Here is a 14,198-nt window from a genome sequence, read left to right on the forward strand (position 1 = left end):
CACGCACTTCCGGGGAAAATTTGTTCGCGTTGTTCTTGCTCATGGCTCCATTCTCTCAAGAGTTGGAGCCTCCGCGAAACCCGGGGCGGTTCACTGGTGCACGAATGCGCCGCCATGATTGTTCCGCCGACTCGATCAGCTTGAATGCAAGACCAAGGAAGGTCGGACGCGAGACGCAATTGCGCGTGCGGGTTGTTCGATGTCTAACGGTGGCAAAGGTCGACTCAATGGGATTGGTCGTTCGCAAATGCTGCCAGTGTTCGGCAGGGAAGTCATAGAAGGCAAGCAGTTCATCGCAGTCTTTCGTGAGTTTTTCCGTCGCCTTTGGATACCTGGCCGAATAAGTGTCAGTAAAGCGATTAAAGGCCGCGAGCGCCTCTTCGCGCGTGGCGGCTTGCCAGATCTCCTGCAAGCCGGCTTTAGCCCGCCCGTGCTGTGATTTGGGCAAGGCGTTGAGAATGTTTCCGGTCTTATGGAACCAGCAGCGCTGGTGCCGGGTCTTTGGAAACACTTCGGCCAATGCCGCCCACAGACCCATCGCCCCGTCGCCGCTCGCGAGAAGCGGACCACTTTGTAGGCCTCGCGCTTTAAGATCCAGCAAGAGCTCGCACCAGGCGTCTTTCGACTCGCGGAACCCGTCGCCGATCGCCACGCGTTCTTTTGTTCCGTCCGGCTTCACGCCGATGATGACCAACAGGCACTGACCATCCGAATCGTCGCTGCGCAGCCCTGTGTGGATGCCGTCGGCCCACCAGTAGACCCAGCGAGCGGTTGACAGATCACGTTGATTCCACAAGGCGTGCTCATCGGCCCACTGAGCCTTCAGACGGCTGACCACGTTCGGCGAAAGGCCTTTGGCCTCTTCACCCAGCAGCACGCTCAGCGCCTCGCTCATGTCGCCGGTCGAGACGCCACGTAGATACAGCCAGGGCAACGCCGCCGACACGCGGGGGGATTTCCGAATATAGGGCGGCACGATGTTCGAATTGAACTTCACGCCCGAGCCTGAGCGATCGCGAACCTTCGGCACCTTCACGGTGACCGGACCGATCGCTGTCACGACCTCGCGCTCTGGCAGGTAGCCATTGCGAATCACAGTTCGTCTTCCATCAAGGGTCTTCACGTTGTCGTATCTTTCCAGCAATGCCGCCAGTTCTGCCTCAATCGCTTGCTGGACAATCTGCCGCGCGCCCTGTTGGATCAAATCGTCAAGCCCGCTGGGCCGTGCTTCCGATTTACCTGCGCTCGTTTCTTCTGTAACCTTCTTCATTGGTGGTGGATCTCGGTTTGGCTGGTTGTTACTCTAGACAAGCAACATTCTCAGCTAAACCGCCACCGCCTTCAAATCCCTGCCTCACCCCGAACACCACTTTCGACCTTAACTCAAGTGGACACCATGGATGTGGAACCGATGTTCCATCATCTCACCCGTTGAACATTGACTCAGCCGCCGGAGTAGACGTAGGAGAGACCCTTTTCCTGCGCGCGACTCAGCGCCACCACCGCCGCCGGCACCACCTGCGCGCCCGGGAGCAGCGCAGCTAGAATGTCCGCCCGAACTGCCTCCGGGGTGCCGAACCCTGCGTGCGCCAGCTTGCCGACCAGACCGTTTAGGGAGTTGTTGCAGAGCAGGAATATCACGCCGCGCTCCTGCAATGCCTCGACCGAGGCGTCCGCGGGCACTATACCGCCCTCCTCGCGGGAAGCGAAGACGTTGCGGCGAGCTGCCGTTCCGGTGCGAGGGTCCTTAACATCGAAGCGCTCTCCCAGGCCGAATTTTTCCCATACTCGGTCCTGGAAAAATAAAGAGAGAGCACTGCCGTGGGCGGCAATGGCCACGTCGACCTCGCTGCTCTCCAAGTCGTAGACATCCCGGTATACATCAAGGAAATTCCGCGCTTGCTTCAACGCTGCCCCACCGTGGAGCGCGGGCGCTTCGAAGATCTGGCCATGCTGCCCATCCAAACCATCCAGCCAAGTGTCCTGAGAAAGCGCGTTACTCACTTGAGCAGGTCGGCTCTTGGCGGACGCTGTAGTGGCCCTGGTGGCCACACCGATAGTGAGCACGCCCGCCATGGTCGCGCCCAAGTTAGAGAGAAAGCCCCGACGCGGCAGCGTGGCAGGAGTCAAAGGATGATTTCGATGCATAAGCTATTCCTAATACGTTGTTAACCCTAAATTGGACCGCACCTTCGGAATCCCGTCTGTGTAGGAATCCGCTAGGTGGAAAGTATCAACGGACAGCGAACTGGCCCATCATTCCGTTGTCCTCATGTTCAAGGATATGGCAGTGGTACATAAAAGGTGCTGTCACCGCGGGCTGTGAAAACCGCACAAGAAGCTCGACAGGCTCCTGAACTACGACCGTGTCCCTAAGGCCTTGATCTCGAATACCTGGGGCTGAGCCATTTCGACTCAGAACCTCAAAGTGGACACCATGGATGTGGAACGGATGTGCCATCATCTCTCCGGAGACCTCCCAAATCTCTGTATCTCCAAGACTGACATTCTCATCAATTCGACCCATGTTGAACGAATGGCCATTGATGCCTAACATTCCAGTGCCGCGGCCCATCATCATGCCTCCCATGCCCATGCCCATGGTCATTACAAAGCGCCGTCGTCGAACAGCCATCGACACATCCAGACGCTCATGAGCCACGAGCTTGTCTGGCACCCTGGCGACGGGCATATCCGCGCCGTGGGGCTCGAACCTGACGAGAAGATCCCGCCCGGCACCCACTTGGTTGGAGGCGCGCGCCATCATTCCCATCATCATCGGGAGACTGCTATCCGGCCCTGTTTCCAGGGTGACGGGCCGACCATCCGAAAAATCGACGAGAATTTCAGCCCGTTCGCCCGGCGCAAGAGTCAAGGAGCGGCGCTCGACTGGGCTTTCAAGTAAGCCCCCTTCCGAAGCGATCCAGTGAAAGGATCGATCATCGGCAAACGCAAGATCGAAGTTCCTGGCGTTGGCACCGTTCACTAGGCGTAGACGAACCAGTCCGCGAGGCACCCTGGCCACCGGATTGACAGTTCCGTTGACCGTTAGGGTGTCGCCTCGTCGCCCATGCATAATCGACATCATCCCTTGAGGTAGGACGAGCGAACCGTCTTGGAACTGACGGTCCTGCAGTATCAAAGGCAGGTCGTCGACACCGTACTCTGACGGTAGCCCGAGCGCCTTTTCCTCGTCATCGGTGACGATCAGAAGGCCTGCCAGCCCAGCATACACCTGCTCTGCTGTGTGGCCATGAATGTGCGAGTGGTACCAAAGCGTCGCAGCCGGTTGACGGATGGGGAGCACCGGTCGCCATGTGGCCGTCGGGCGTATGATCTGATGAGGACCACCATCAAGCTCTCCAGGTATAAGCAGACCGTGCCAGTGGACACTCGTATCTTCCCCAAGCGAATTGGTGACAGCGATCTCTACGTCGTCGCCGCGATGAACACGCAATGTCGGACCAAGATAGCTGCCGTTGTAGCCGAGCGTGACACTTTGGCGCTCTGGGAAAAAGGAGGTTCGGCCAACCTGTGCTTTCAGTGCAAGTGACTGCCCATGACTACGAGCATCGATCAATTCGGGAATCTGTAAGTCTCTCGACTCCGCGGCCGATGCTGATCGCCATAACACCGTAGCAGCTGAGAGCGAACCTCCCGCCAGGGCAGCGCCAATCAAGAAAGAGCGGCGTGTAAATTTCATCAGCTGTATTTCCTCGACTTGCAATGACTCCCCATGCCTATGCCTCTACCGCCAAACCACCCGATGGGAGCGACGGTCGTCGCCATCAGGCCAAACCGCTCCTGTATTCTTATCGAACAGTTAAGCCAGCCCACGAAAAGGTTCGCGGCAATCGCCTCTGTCAATTCTCTTGCCCTTTGAGGAGAAACTGGATAAACAGAACGATGAAAGTCAGGATACCCCCGAAAAACAGAAACATTGACATCGGCCCTAGCATCATCATCCATCCCATCTCATGCCACATCGCGGCCATGGAGGGTCTGCCGCTGGTAACGAACTGCAGCATCGAAGAGGACTGCGATCCATAGTTGTGAAGCAGGACCATGATTGCGAAGCTCAAAATCAATGCTATAGCAGCGGTAATAGACAACTTTGAATTTTTGGTCATAGCAATCCCCATAAGAATAAAAACTATTTCGTTCATCCCCGGTGTGTGCATAGATAGGGACTGATTAAATGGCCACTCTTCGCGCAATGAGGCGATCTTTTCCAAAGATAATTATTGAAGGATTTCGCGATAGCTGCAACTGAGTTAATCTTCTTTCCATTGAAAGAAAAACTTTATCGCATGAAACGTCCTGCCTATTTAAATGCCTTGCGCGCTTTCGAAGCCAGCGCAAGACACCACAGCTTCTCTGTAGCTGCGTCGGAGCTGAATGTGACGCCTGCCGCAGTCGGGCAACTCGTGCGCAGCCTTGAAGACTGGCTCGGCTACCAGTTGTTTCATCGAAGTACGGGGGGCGATCGCGGCTTGTCGCGACCGCTCGTGCGCAGCAGGCGCTGCCTGATCTCCGTGCTGGGTTTGACAGGTTAAATCTAGGGCGTGTTAACACTAATTGAATTCATGCCTCAATACGGCGACACCGCTGCGCATGCAGATCACGCCCGAGCAATTCGCCGTATCGAACGCTGCCTGCCCCTGCAGCGCGGCAACGTCGGCATGACCAACTTGCAAGTGATCAATGCGATGCTGTACGTCGCAGAGCACGGCTGCAAGTGGCGCGGTCTACCCAAGCGCTTCGGCAACTGGCACACAATCTATACGCGCATGCGCCGCTGGGCCAAGGCCGGCGTGCTGGACAAGATGTTCGAGGAACTGCAGCGCGAGCAGATTATGCGAGTCAAGATCGAAGCTGTCTCGCTGGACAGCACCAGCGTGAAGGTGCATCCCGATGGCACCGGTGCGCTAAAAAAACGGACCGCAGTCCATCGGCAAGTCCCCCGGCGGATGGAACACCAAGATTCATATGGTTGCCGCGGATGCTCGAACGGCCGTCACGTTCTGCCTGTCACCGGGTCAAGCTCACGATGGCCCGCAAGGCAGGCGCCTGCTTGAAAGCCTGGGGCCGACCAGCCGGCCGGTTCATCTTCTGATGTATATGGCCTACGAAGGCAACGAGACGCGGCAACTGGCGCTGGATCTCGGGTTCATCCCTGTCGTGCCGCCCAGCGAGAGACGGGTCGATCCATGGGAGTATGACCGTGAGATGTGCAAGCACCGCAACGAGGTCGAGCGCCTGTTCCGTCGCCTGAAAGGCTTCCGCCGCATCTTCTCTCGATTCGAGAAGCTCGACATGATGTTCTTGGCGTTTCTTTGCTTCGTGCTGGTCGTCGATGGCCTGCGCGGTTTGTGTTAACAGGCCCTAGTGGATAGCGCAGCGGTGTTAGAGGGGGCCTAACTTCGCGCTGGAACCTATGGCCGGGGTTGTTACCCCGGCCATGGGGGGTGCCCACTATGCAGCCCCGTCCTGACAACTTGCAGCGCTCTATGCTCGAACCGGTCCACAACTGAACTGGTTTCTTCCTGGGGGCGCTGCAAATGCGTCACGATCTCGTAGGGGCCATCAATGAGCGGCCGCATCGTGATCCCCCATCTATGGGCATGCGCGATGCGCGATTGCGCGGACACTCCGACGCCATAGCCCGCTGCAACCCATAGCGCCATCATCTCGAAGGAAGCCACCCGTTGGAGGTTCTCCTGGCCCACTGGCATGAGGGAAGCCAGCCTCTCATCCAGCAGAGGGCAGGCCTCTGCCTGCCAGCGATAGACGGGACAGTCCCGAAGGTCGGCGATGGCGAGCTTCTCCTGGTCGAATAAGTGGAACCGTGTCGGCATGGCGACAGCCATGGTCTCCGTCCACAAGGGCTGCGTTTTGAGCACCGGGCCGCTATGCCCCTGAAGCGACATCCCGACGTCATAGCGGCCTTCAAGAAGCCCCTCAAGCAGGACGTCACCTGCAACCTCGAAAACCGTGAGGGTGACGCCCGGCTCCTCTGCGCGTTGACGCGCGAGAAGCGCCGAGAGTTGAGATGACGGTACGCCCGGTGCTACCGCAAGCCTAAGACGGGGGGACGGGCTGGTGGCATCGTGCATAAGAGCCCCAAGAAGAGAATTGATCAAGAAACCAATCCGACATGATACCCATGAGTTAAATTTAACGTGGTTAAATTCTAGTGACTGCTTGACGCTTCTGCCGATGCAGAGGCGTACTGTTCAACGGGGGCGTCCCCCAGGCACAACCAGATATGAAGCTGAGCCAGCCCAGGCTTTTGGCAAGGCTGTGCGCGCGTTCCGCATGGATCAAGGCATCGCTCAGGAGGAACTGGCCGGGCTGGCTGGCATAGAGCGTTCGCACATGGGCAAGATCGAACGAGGAGAGCATTCGCCCTCCTTGGCCCTGATACTGAAAATCGCCACTGCGTTGAAGATGAGTGGGACTGATCTAATGGCCGCCACAGAGCGCAATATGGATTCCACTGCCGAATCTTGAGCCTGGTTAGTTATCCAGCCGTTCGCGCAGGCGCGCGATAAGCCGCTCCAGAGAGGCCGACGAGGCGCTATTGTCGGGTCGAAGCAAGTAGGTCGTGAGAATTGCGGATTCAACAGCCAAGGGGCGTATTACGACATCAGTCCGCTGTGTGACTGGAATCCTGTTCGCGGCCATAAAGCCGACACCATAACCGGCACCGACCAGCGTGAGCATCATGTCCAAAGAGGTTACATGCTCAACGATGTTTTTCTGGTGTTCCAGAGGTCCTAGAAGGCGCGCCAGTTCGCGACAATAACCCTCGCAGACTTGCGGATCGCACAAGACAAGCGGGTGACCGCCAAGTTCATGAAGTGGCACTTCCTTGTAAGCGAGTAGCGCGTGCCGTGCCGGTACGGCAATTACCAGCGGGTCTCGCCATATCGGTTCGGCAACGATGCCGTCGTTGACATCCGCGGTGTGCGCGAAGCCGATCATGAAATCGCCGGATCGAAGCCCACGCATCTGTTCGGCCAAGGGTACTTCGGACAGGCGTATTTCGATCTCTGGTTCCTCGGCGCGGCAACGGGCCAGGAACGATGAAAGCCTAGGGTCGATTGCTCCATCAGACACCGCGATGCGCAGGCTACCCCGCAAACCCGCAGCGACAGCCTTGACGTTCTCTCGTGCTTGTTCGAGAACGGTGAAAAGCCTGCGAGAGTCTTGCAGGAAGGCAACTCCTGCGGCGGTCAGCCGCGTTCCTCTGCGATCACGATCAAAGAGTACGACCCCTAGTTCGTCTTCCAGCTCTTTGATCGCCCGAGACAAGGGCGGTTGTTCGATATGCAGACGCTCCGCGGCGTGCGTGAAATGCAGCTCGTCAGCCAAGACAACAAAGTAGCGAAGATGTCGCAGTTCCATGTCCCCAGCCCTTTCTGCCGCCTGGGCAGCCGGTTGCTATGATCTGATATAGACCCATCCTGTCCGCTGCATGCGCGCGATTTCGATCACGGCCGGGCCTGCCATCACTTGGAGCGGCGGCCGGTTCTCTCTGCCGATCCGGGTCAGCGTCGTCGGGCATACCCAGGTGTGGATGTCCGCGTCGGCATGCGCCTGATCGAGCGCCGCCTCGACAGCCTCTGCGTTGAGAACGATGCGCAGCTCGGCATCGGGCGCGTCGCGCAGAAGATTGACCGCATTCTTGCGTGCGCGCTCCAGTGCTGTCGGTGTCGGCGCATGCAGGATCACTTTCAATGCTTGGTTCTGGATGTCTTGGCTCATGATGGTTCGGGCGTGATGGCGGAAAAAAGGAGTTCGTTTACGGGTTGAGTTGCCGGGATGCCGACTTCAAGGCGCTCTGCAGCATCTCCTCGATGGAGGGGTGGTAGAACGGCATCGCCAGAAGGTCATGGACGGTCTGCTTGGCCTGGATCGCCCAGGCGAGCAGATGCGCCAGATGCTCGCCTTGCGTCAGCAACATGCTGGCCCCAAGCAACAAGCCAGTGCCGGGCTCGACGTAGATGCGCAGCAGGTTGTCCTGGGCACCGAGGATCTTCGAGCGCCCGTTGCCACTACCGTCCGCGATGCCGACCACGGCATCTTTCTTCATTGCGGCCTGGTAGGACATGCCGACAGCGCAGACGTCGGGATCGGTGAACAGGATGGTGATCGGCACCCGACGCGGCGCTCCCTGCCATTGTTCGCCACGCAGGCGCGTCAAGGCGGCCTGGGCCGCCATCTGGCCTTCGTCGGCGGCCTCGTGCATCAGCGGACGATCCGGCTGCACGTCGCCCGCGAAGAAGATCGGTGCATCCGATGCCTGCATGGTGGAGGCGTCGATGTTCGGCCGGCCTGCCTTGTCCAATAGGACGCCTGCCGCTTGCAGATTGAGCGCTTCGGTATTGGGCTGGCGGCCAGTCACGACCAGCAAGCGATCCACGAGCGCTTCATGTTTGTCGGTGCGCATGCGCACCTTGTCGCCTGCCAGGGTAACTTCGACGGGTGCCCCCAGCCACATGGGAAACTCGCCGCCGAACCTCGAAAGCGCCCGATCCTGCACCCCGGGATCTTGAATACCGCCGATCGTGTCCTGTTGGTCGGCACCGATCACCTGCACGTCAAGCCGCGACATGGCCAGGCCAAGTTCCAGGCCGATCGCTCCCAGTCCTAGAATCCCCAGGCGCTGCGGCAGTTCTTTCTGCTCGAAAAGGGTGTCGGTGGTGAGGATGTGGGAGGCCGCGCCGTCCAGCGACTTGGGCACCACCGGATGCGAACCCGTGGCCACGATGAAAGCCTTCGCTTCGATACGCTGGTCGCCGACTTCCAAGGTGCCTGGCGCGACAAAGCGAGCCTCGGCCATGATCAAGTTTTCGCCGGCGGCCTTGCGCGTGCGCTCCGCGGCGGCACCGGCCAGCGCATCCCGCGTCTGGCGGGTATGCAGCCACAAAGCCTGTGGCCCTTGTGCGGAGAGCGTGACGCCCGCGGGCAACTCCTTGGCCGTCGTCCATCGCATCCCCGCATGCAAAGCGGCCTTCGACGGCATGCACCCTACGCGCGCGCAGGTCGTTCCCACCGGTCCACGATCGATCAGGACGACATCCTTTCCTGCCGCGTTGAGTGCATGAAATGCCGTGATGCCGGCGGTTCCAGCACCGATGATGGCGATATCTACTTTCCTTGCCTGCATTGGAAATCTCCGTCCAATCAATTAACCAAATAGCGAATCTCTAGCCCACGTTGCGCATGAGCATGAGAGCCGCCACGGACACGCAGGTGATCGAGAACACCCGCTGCAGCATCTTGGAAGGAATCCTTAGCGCCACAGCGCGACCACCCGCCATGCCCACCAGCGCGGTGAGTACGAATGCCCAGGTAGGCGCGGTAAGCAGCAGGCCATGACTCCATGCGATGAACACGGTCACGGCGGACAGCAGCGCGATCACCATGAGCGAGGTCGCGACGATGCTGTGCATGCGCAGCTCGCTGAAATGCGCCAAGGCTGGGACGATGATGAAGCCGCCGCCTACGCCCAGCATGCCCGTGGCCAAGCCGGACACGACGCCGATACTCCCCAGCGTGGTCGCGGTTCGCAGGTTCCAGAGAAAGCGCCCCGTGTCTTTGGAGACCTTGCACGCCTTGGCCTGCTCGTCGCGCAAGTCGCCATCGGCTTGGGTGCTGCGCGAGGACAGGAACATCCGATACGCGATGACGAGCATGATGGCCACGAAGACCAGGTTCAGCCACCGCGGCGAAAGCCAGTGCGCGAGCTGAACACCCAGCGGGGCAGTCACGGTGCCGGCGGCTGCCAGCACCATCGCGGCCTTGTACCGGACAATACCCCGGCGCAGTCCCTGTACAGCGCCCAATGCCGCCGCCGCACCCACCGCAAGCAGCGCCACGGGTGCGGCACTACGTATGTCCATGCCTAAGCCGAAAACCAACGCCGGCACCGCGAAGATGCCGCCGCCGGCGCCGGTCAATCCCAGCACGGCTCCGATGATGAGGCCCAGCAGCCCACCTGTCAGTGAGAGCATAGTGAACGCCCCTTTCAGCTATTTTCCTTGTGCAGCCTCGGATGCAATCCGAGAGAAGCGAGCATCGAGTTCCTCCGCCTCCTGACGCAGCATTTTTGCGTCATCGCTGCTGCCAACGTCCTCGATATATGGCGCGAAAATATGACTGGGTTCGACCCACGACAGCGTTGCATGCCCGTCATCCCGCTCAGTCACATAAAACCGGACTGGTGCCTCGATCATCGCCGGCACGCTGAGGCGCAAAATATCGACGGCAAACTTGTTGTTGAAGACCCCCACCACCCGATTTCCCGGAATGTGGATGCCGCGCTTTGCAGCAGCCTCCGTCGGGCCAACATCAAAGACAACATTCAGGTCATTCGCAGAGACCGCTTTCTTGAGATTGGCGAGCAATTCCGAATAGCTCTGGCTCGTCTCAATCACTCTCCAGCCATCCTTGGGCCAATCGACACCTGCGGCTGATGGAGCGGCGACAAGCAGGCACACCAGGCCAAAAATCAAGCCAGCAATCAGGCGATGGTTAGTGGACATGATTCACCTCCTTGAATTGCAGTTGGTTAGCCCAGTAGGTGCAGCTCTGGCGCGCGATGCGGTACACGTCGCATTCGCGCGCCAGAGAGCGGGTCTCAACGTGGTCCCAGCACCTCGGCCAACTGGGGCCCTTGAGGCATGCCGTTATATTTCTTGAGTACGCCATCGGGACCACGAACGACGATGCCAGGAGTACCGCGGAAGCCCATGCTCAACATCAGCATCTGGTTGTCATCGAGGGTCTTCCGTACATTTGCAGGAACGCTCTTGGCCGGCGTAATCCCGCCCTGGGAATACTTCCGCTCGTTTTCCAGCAATGCTGCCGAGGGATCAGCGGCACCCAGGATTGCCGCGGCCTTGGCGGGACTGTCTTCCTTGATGATTCCTACCATGATGTGCCGAATCTGGACCTTGCCAGCATCGACCCAAGGACGTGCGGCTTCCCAGAAGCGATGGCAATAGGGACAGTTGGCGTCGGAGAAGGCATACACGATGCGCGGGGCATTCGCTTGCCCGTCCCGGACAGAGGTTGCAGATTGGAGCTGCGCCCATTCCTTGTCGCTGAGCGGCTTGGCCGCCAGATTGTTCAGGGCTGCCTCATCGATCGGCTCTCCCTTGGCATTCAGGCGTGTTCCCACGATGGCATTGCCATCGCTCGTGATGTAAATGGCGACGGGCCTGTCACCGGCAACTGCCGCGAAAGCGCGCAGTCCGCCTCCGACCTTGAATTCCTGCATGACGGTCAGGCCCTGATCCTCCAGTGCCTTCAGGGCGGGCGGCTGGTTGGCGGTTTCCGCCTGGCTGCAGCCGGTGACCAACAGCAGGCTGGCGGCCAAAAAGAGAGAAATGCGAGAGCGTTTTGCAAACATGGTTATTCCTTTTCTGTCTTGATCTGTTGGGATTGCGCGAAACGGCGCGACACCGTGTTTTTGAGGCTGGCCATCGAGAGTTCGCCCAGGTGTGTATCCACCAGGCGTCCGTGCTCATTGAAGAACAACGTGGTGGGCAGGCCTCGCGAAGCAACCGCCTGCATGGTTTGGGAAGCAGGGTCGAGCAACACATCCTTGAGCTGCAGGTCTTGGGCTTCGAGAAAGGCACGCGCCTGCTGGGCGCTTTCACCCTGGTTGACCATGACGAAAGCGATCTCGGGATACTGCGCTTGCGCCTGCTCGAACACCGGCATTTCGCGACGACATGGCGGACACCATGAAGCCCAGAGGTTGAGCACGACTGGCCGCCCGATATAGGAGTTCAGGACAACAGGCTTTTCGTCGAGCGTGGCGAGCGCCAAGGCCGGCAGCGGCGGTGCCGAGCGCTGCAACAGCTCAAGCACGCCACCTGCGGCAAACCACGCCAAAAGTCCGGCTGTAACACCTACCAGTACAGGGCGGCGCAATGCCCGGGTCGAACGGGTGCGCCACCAGATGAACACCAGCGTTGCCGCGACGCCTATCCACCAGGTGAAGCCTTGGTCGCCGATGAAGAACATGGACATTGGCGACTGCGCGTACTCGTCCCACCACTGCGCGATATAGCCCAGGCGAGCTGCTACAAACCCCACGAACACCGCGTCCATAAGCATTCCGCCGGCCGCCTTGTACGGCGAGTCGGGCAGTCGCTTGGCAACCATGCGAGCTATTGCCCAGGCCAGCAGCACGGCAGCGAAGACAGCCACGACCTGGACGGAGAAAGGCCCCACGCTGATCATCAGGAGCCCGCCTTGTCCAGATGATCCAGGAAGGTGCGAGCATCGATCTCACCCACCACGCGCAGATCCCGGCGTTCCTTGCCGTCCGGGCCAACCAGAATGAGTGTGGGCGGTCCCATGACGCCCCAGCGCTTGAGCAGAGCCTGGTCGGTCGCATCATTGCGCGTGACGTCCGGCCGCACCACCTGCATGCGCGCCAGCCGGGACGCGACAGCGGGGTCTCCGAATACGTTGCGCTCGATCACATGACAACTGACGCACCAGTCGGCGTAGAAGTCGATCAGGGTCCATTGGTCGCGCGAAGCCGCCTGGGCCAAATGCGCATCCACGTCCTCGACCGATTTCGCCTGAACGAAAGCGACACCGGCCTCGGCGGATGCGGCCGAAGTCGATCCACCGCGCAGATGCGCCAACGGCTGCAAAGCGGATTCGCCCCCGGATGCAGCGCCGACCAGCATCAGGACGGACCACAAGCCGGCGAAGACAGCACCGGACCGCAGCGTCCATGCCAGCCGATGCTTCGCCGCCACGGCCTGACCCCAGGCGATCAGGCCAATCGCCACGGACAAGACCCAGGCCCCCCAAAGCACCAGGCCCACGGTGCCGGGCAGGAAGCGCGTCAGCATCATCACGGCCATGCCGACCATGACGTAGCCGAATGCCACGCGCACGCGATCCATCCACGCGCCGGGGCGAGGTAGGACCCGGGCACCGAACACGGCGATGGCCAACAGGGGCAATCCCATGCCCAAACCCAGCGCGAACAATGCCATTCCGCCATAGACCGCGCTGCCGGTCTGCCCGATGTACAGCAATGCACCCGCCAATGGCGCGGTCATGCAGGGGCCGACCAGGAGCGCCGAAAGGAAGCCCAGTGCTGCGGCGCCGGGGATGCTGCCGCCCGAGCGGTCTCTACCGGCGGATTCGACCCGATTGATCAGCGCCGAGGGCATCTGCAGCTCGAACAGGCCGAACAGTGAACTCGCCAGGACCAGGAACAAGGCTGCAAACGCTCCGAGCAGCCAAGGCGATTGCAGTGTGGCTTGCAGGTTGGCCCCGGCCAAGCCAGCGGCCACGCCCACCGCGGCGTAGGTGCCCGCCATCGCCAGGACATAGGACAGAGAGAGGAAGAAAGCCCGCCGCGGCTTGGCCTGGCTGCCGACGACCATGGTGGAGACGATGGGGATCATCGGGAGCGAGCATGGTGTGAAAGCGAGCAGCAAGCCGAAGCCAAAAAACAGCAGTGTTCCCCACACGGGGCCCAATGCTGCTAGGCGCTGCGCTGCCGCTTGATCCTCTGCCACCTCGGTAGCTCCGCCCAAGCTGACTGTGTTGGTGGAGGTCAAAGCCGAACTCCGCTGTACGGAGTCATTGCCGGTCGGGGATGTGCCGGCCACCACTGCCGGCAATGCCACATTCATGGTCTGCGGCGGATAGCAGATGCCTGCTTCGGCGCACCCTTGCCAATGGAGTGTCAGCGGGCCGGCGGCAGTGACGGGAAAGCGCAGATTGAGCGCATCACCCTTATAGATTTCCGTGTCGCCAAAGAACTCGTCGTGCTTGGCAGTTCCTGCTGGAAGGGTCAGGCTGATCTCATGGCCCTGCGCATCGACCAATTTGATGGCATGGCGGTAAACGTAGTAGCCATCGGCGATATGTCCTGCAATTAAGAACGAGTCGCCTTGTTGCTGCGCTGGGTCCAGCTTGAATACTTCGGCAACGTCCAAAAACTGCCGTTCGCTACTGCCCCAGGAGGGAAGAAGGCCATTCGCCCAGGCGCTGCCGACCATGCAACAACACAGTAGAAAGATCGCAACTATGCGCCGATAAAAAGCCAAATCCGAATCCTCCAAGCAAAGCTGCTTGAAGGATGCGCTCGCTCGATTAAGCGAAACTAAAGTGCCGTGAGGGCCTATCTTTTCGCTGACGTGAAAGGG

At 59.9% G+C, this 14,198-nt stretch carries 14 protein-coding genes and 2 pseudogenes; 3 read left to right on the top strand and 13 right to left on the bottom strand.

Annotation, left to right across the window (positions count from 1 at the left end; all coding sequences use genetic code 11):
- Window positions 1-55 precede the first annotated feature (55 nt).
- From DES41_RS25240 to DES41_RS37980, 4 genes are all read right to left on the bottom strand, one after another.
- The gene (locus DES41_RS25240; RefSeq protein ID WP_114470451.1) at window positions 56-1,270 is read right to left on the bottom strand and encodes an IS256 family transposase; all 1,215 of its coding nucleotides are present in this window, start codon (window positions 1,268-1,270) and stop codon (window positions 56-58) included.
- Window positions 1,271-1,443: 173 nt separating this feature from the next.
- The gene (locus DES41_RS25245; RefSeq protein ID WP_147282958.1) at window positions 1,444-2,148 is read right to left on the bottom strand and encodes a hypothetical protein; all 705 of its coding nucleotides are present in this window, start codon (window positions 2,146-2,148) and stop codon (window positions 1,444-1,446) included.
- An 85-nt stretch (window positions 2,149-2,233) separates the two neighbouring features.
- A complete protein-coding gene (locus DES41_RS25250; protein ID WP_114470453.1) occupies window positions 2,234-3,703 on the bottom strand; it encodes a multicopper oxidase family protein in 1,470 nt (489 codons plus the stop codon).
- A gap of 160 nt (window positions 3,704-3,863) precedes the next feature.
- Window positions 3,864-4,235 carry a hypothetical protein gene (locus DES41_RS37980; RefSeq protein WP_147282959.1) on the bottom strand — a complete coding sequence of 124 codons (372 nt, stop codon included), beginning with the start codon at window positions 4,233-4,235 and terminating at the stop codon, window positions 3,864-3,866.
- Between the two features lie 75 nt (window positions 4,236-4,310).
- Between DES41_RS37980 and DES41_RS39625 the strand changes: the two are divergent.
- Window positions 4,311-4,564, top strand: a pseudogene (locus DES41_RS39625) (LysR family transcriptional regulator); the annotation flags it as partial.
- 50 nt (window positions 4,565-4,614) lie between these two features.
- Window positions 4,615-5,379 (top strand): annotated as a pseudogene (locus DES41_RS25265) (IS5 family transposase).
- A 71-nt stretch (window positions 5,380-5,450) separates the two neighbouring features.
- Here DES41_RS25265 and DES41_RS25270 read toward each other — a convergent pair.
- Complete coding sequence (locus DES41_RS25270) at window positions 5,451-6,116, bottom strand: LysR family substrate-binding domain-containing protein (RefSeq protein ID WP_114470455.1); 666 nt, start codon at window positions 6,114-6,116, stop codon at window positions 5,451-5,453.
- A gap of 103 nt (window positions 6,117-6,219) precedes the next feature.
- Between DES41_RS25270 and DES41_RS25275 the strand changes: the two genes are divergently transcribed.
- Window positions 6,220-6,513: a helix-turn-helix domain-containing protein gene (locus DES41_RS25275; RefSeq protein WP_114470770.1), complete on the top strand. Its 294-nt coding sequence runs from the start codon at window positions 6,220-6,222 to the stop codon at window positions 6,511-6,513.
- A 6-nt stretch (window positions 6,514-6,519) separates the two neighbouring features.
- On the opposite strand, the gene DES41_RS25280 is transcribed toward DES41_RS25275, so the two are convergent.
- The 8 genes from DES41_RS25280 to dsbD all read right to left on the bottom strand — a co-directional run bounded on the left by DES41_RS25280 (window position 6,520) and on the right by dsbD (window position 14,051).
- Window positions 6,520-7,410 (bottom strand): LysR family transcriptional regulator, encoded by an 891-nt coding sequence (locus DES41_RS25280; RefSeq protein WP_114470456.1) that lies wholly within the window; start codon window positions 7,408-7,410, stop codon window positions 6,520-6,522.
- Window positions 7,411-7,446: 36 nt separating this feature from the next.
- Window positions 7,447-7,770: a DsrE family protein gene (locus DES41_RS25285; protein WP_114470457.1), complete on the bottom strand. Its 324-nt coding sequence runs from the start codon at window positions 7,768-7,770 to the stop codon at window positions 7,447-7,449.
- A gap of 37 nt (window positions 7,771-7,807) precedes the next feature.
- Entirely contained in the window at window positions 7,808-9,175 is a 1,368-nt protein-coding gene (locus DES41_RS25290) for a dihydrolipoyl dehydrogenase (protein WP_114470458.1), read from the bottom strand.
- A gap of 40 nt (window positions 9,176-9,215) precedes the next feature.
- Window positions 9,216-10,022: a sulfite exporter TauE/SafE family protein gene (locus DES41_RS25295; protein ID WP_114470459.1), complete on the bottom strand. Its 807-nt coding sequence runs from the start codon at window positions 10,020-10,022 to the stop codon at window positions 9,216-9,218.
- 18 nt (window positions 10,023-10,040) lie between these two features.
- Window positions 10,041-10,553, bottom strand: a complete 513-nt coding sequence (locus DES41_RS25300) for a DUF302 domain-containing protein (RefSeq protein WP_114470460.1) — start codon at window positions 10,551-10,553, stop codon at window positions 10,041-10,043.
- A 95-nt stretch (window positions 10,554-10,648) separates the two neighbouring features.
- Entirely contained in the window at window positions 10,649-11,422 is a 774-nt protein-coding gene (dsbG, locus tag DES41_RS25305; RefSeq protein WP_114470461.1) for a thiol:disulfide interchange protein DsbG, read from the bottom strand.
- 2 nt (window positions 11,423-11,424) lie between these two features.
- Window positions 11,425-12,261, bottom strand: a complete 837-nt coding sequence (locus DES41_RS25310) for a TlpA disulfide reductase family protein (RefSeq protein ID WP_114470462.1) — start codon at window positions 12,259-12,261, stop codon at window positions 11,425-11,427.
- Entirely contained in the window at window positions 12,261-14,051 is a 1,791-nt protein-coding gene (gene dsbD, locus DES41_RS25315) for a protein-disulfide reductase DsbD (protein ID WP_245965871.1), read from the bottom strand. The genes DES41_RS25310 and dsbD overlap by 1 nt, the downstream gene beginning before the upstream one ends.
- Between the last annotated feature and the right edge of the window lie 147 nt (window positions 14,052-14,198).

The sequence above is a fragment of the Pseudorhodoferax soli genome, assembly GCF_003337555.1.
Taxonomy (GTDB): domain Bacteria; phylum Pseudomonadota; class Gammaproteobacteria; order Burkholderiales; family Burkholderiaceae_C; genus Pseudorhodoferax; species Pseudorhodoferax soli.

What these genes read in the sequence shown, in the direction of transcription:
- DES41_RS25275 (WP_114470770.1), top strand. Translation starts at nt 6,220, where the DNA reads ATGCAGAGGCGTACTGTTCAACGGGGGCGTCCCCCAGGCACAACCAGA.
- DES41_RS25285 (WP_114470457.1), bottom strand. Translation starts at nt 7,770, where the DNA reads ATGAGCCAAGACATCCAGAACCAAGCATTGAAAGTGATCCTGCATGCG.
- DES41_RS25245 (WP_147282958.1), bottom strand. Translation starts at nt 2,148, where the DNA reads ATGCATCGAAATCATCCTTTGACTCCTGCCACGCTGCCGCGTCGGGGC.
- dsbD (WP_245965871.1), bottom strand. Translation starts at nt 14,051, where the DNA reads ATGGTCGGCAGCGCCTGGGCGAATGGCCTTCTTCCCTCCTGGGGCAGT.
- DES41_RS25280 (WP_114470456.1), bottom strand. Translation starts at nt 7,410, where the DNA reads ATGGAACTGCGACATCTTCGCTACTTTGTTGTCTTGGCTGACGAGCTG.
- DES41_RS25290 (WP_114470458.1), bottom strand. Translation starts at nt 9,175, where the DNA reads ATGCAGGCAAGGAAAGTAGATATCGCCATCATCGGTGCTGGAACCGCC.
- dsbG (WP_114470461.1), bottom strand. Translation starts at nt 11,422, where the DNA reads ATGTTTGCAAAACGCTCTCGCATTTCTCTCTTTTTGGCCGCCAGCCTG.
- DES41_RS25270 (WP_114470455.1), bottom strand. Translation starts at nt 6,116, where the DNA reads ATGCACGATGCCACCAGCCCGTCCCCCCGTCTTAGGCTTGCGGTAGCA.
- DES41_RS25310 (WP_114470462.1), bottom strand. Translation starts at nt 12,261, where the DNA reads ATGATCAGCGTGGGGCCTTTCTCCGTCCAGGTCGTGGCTGTCTTCGCT.
- DES41_RS25295 (WP_114470459.1), bottom strand. Translation starts at nt 10,022, where the DNA reads ATGCTCTCACTGACAGGTGGGCTGCTGGGCCTCATCATCGGAGCCGTG.
- DES41_RS25250 (WP_114470453.1), bottom strand. Translation starts at nt 3,703, where the DNA reads ATGAAATTTACACGCCGCTCTTTCTTGATTGGCGCTGCCCTGGCGGGA.
- DES41_RS25240 (WP_114470451.1), bottom strand. Translation starts at nt 1,270, where the DNA reads ATGAAGAAGGTTACAGAAGAAACGAGCGCAGGTAAATCGGAAGCACGG.
- DES41_RS25300 (WP_114470460.1), bottom strand. Translation starts at nt 10,553, where the DNA reads ATGTCCACTAACCATCGCCTGATTGCTGGCTTGATTTTTGGCCTGGTG.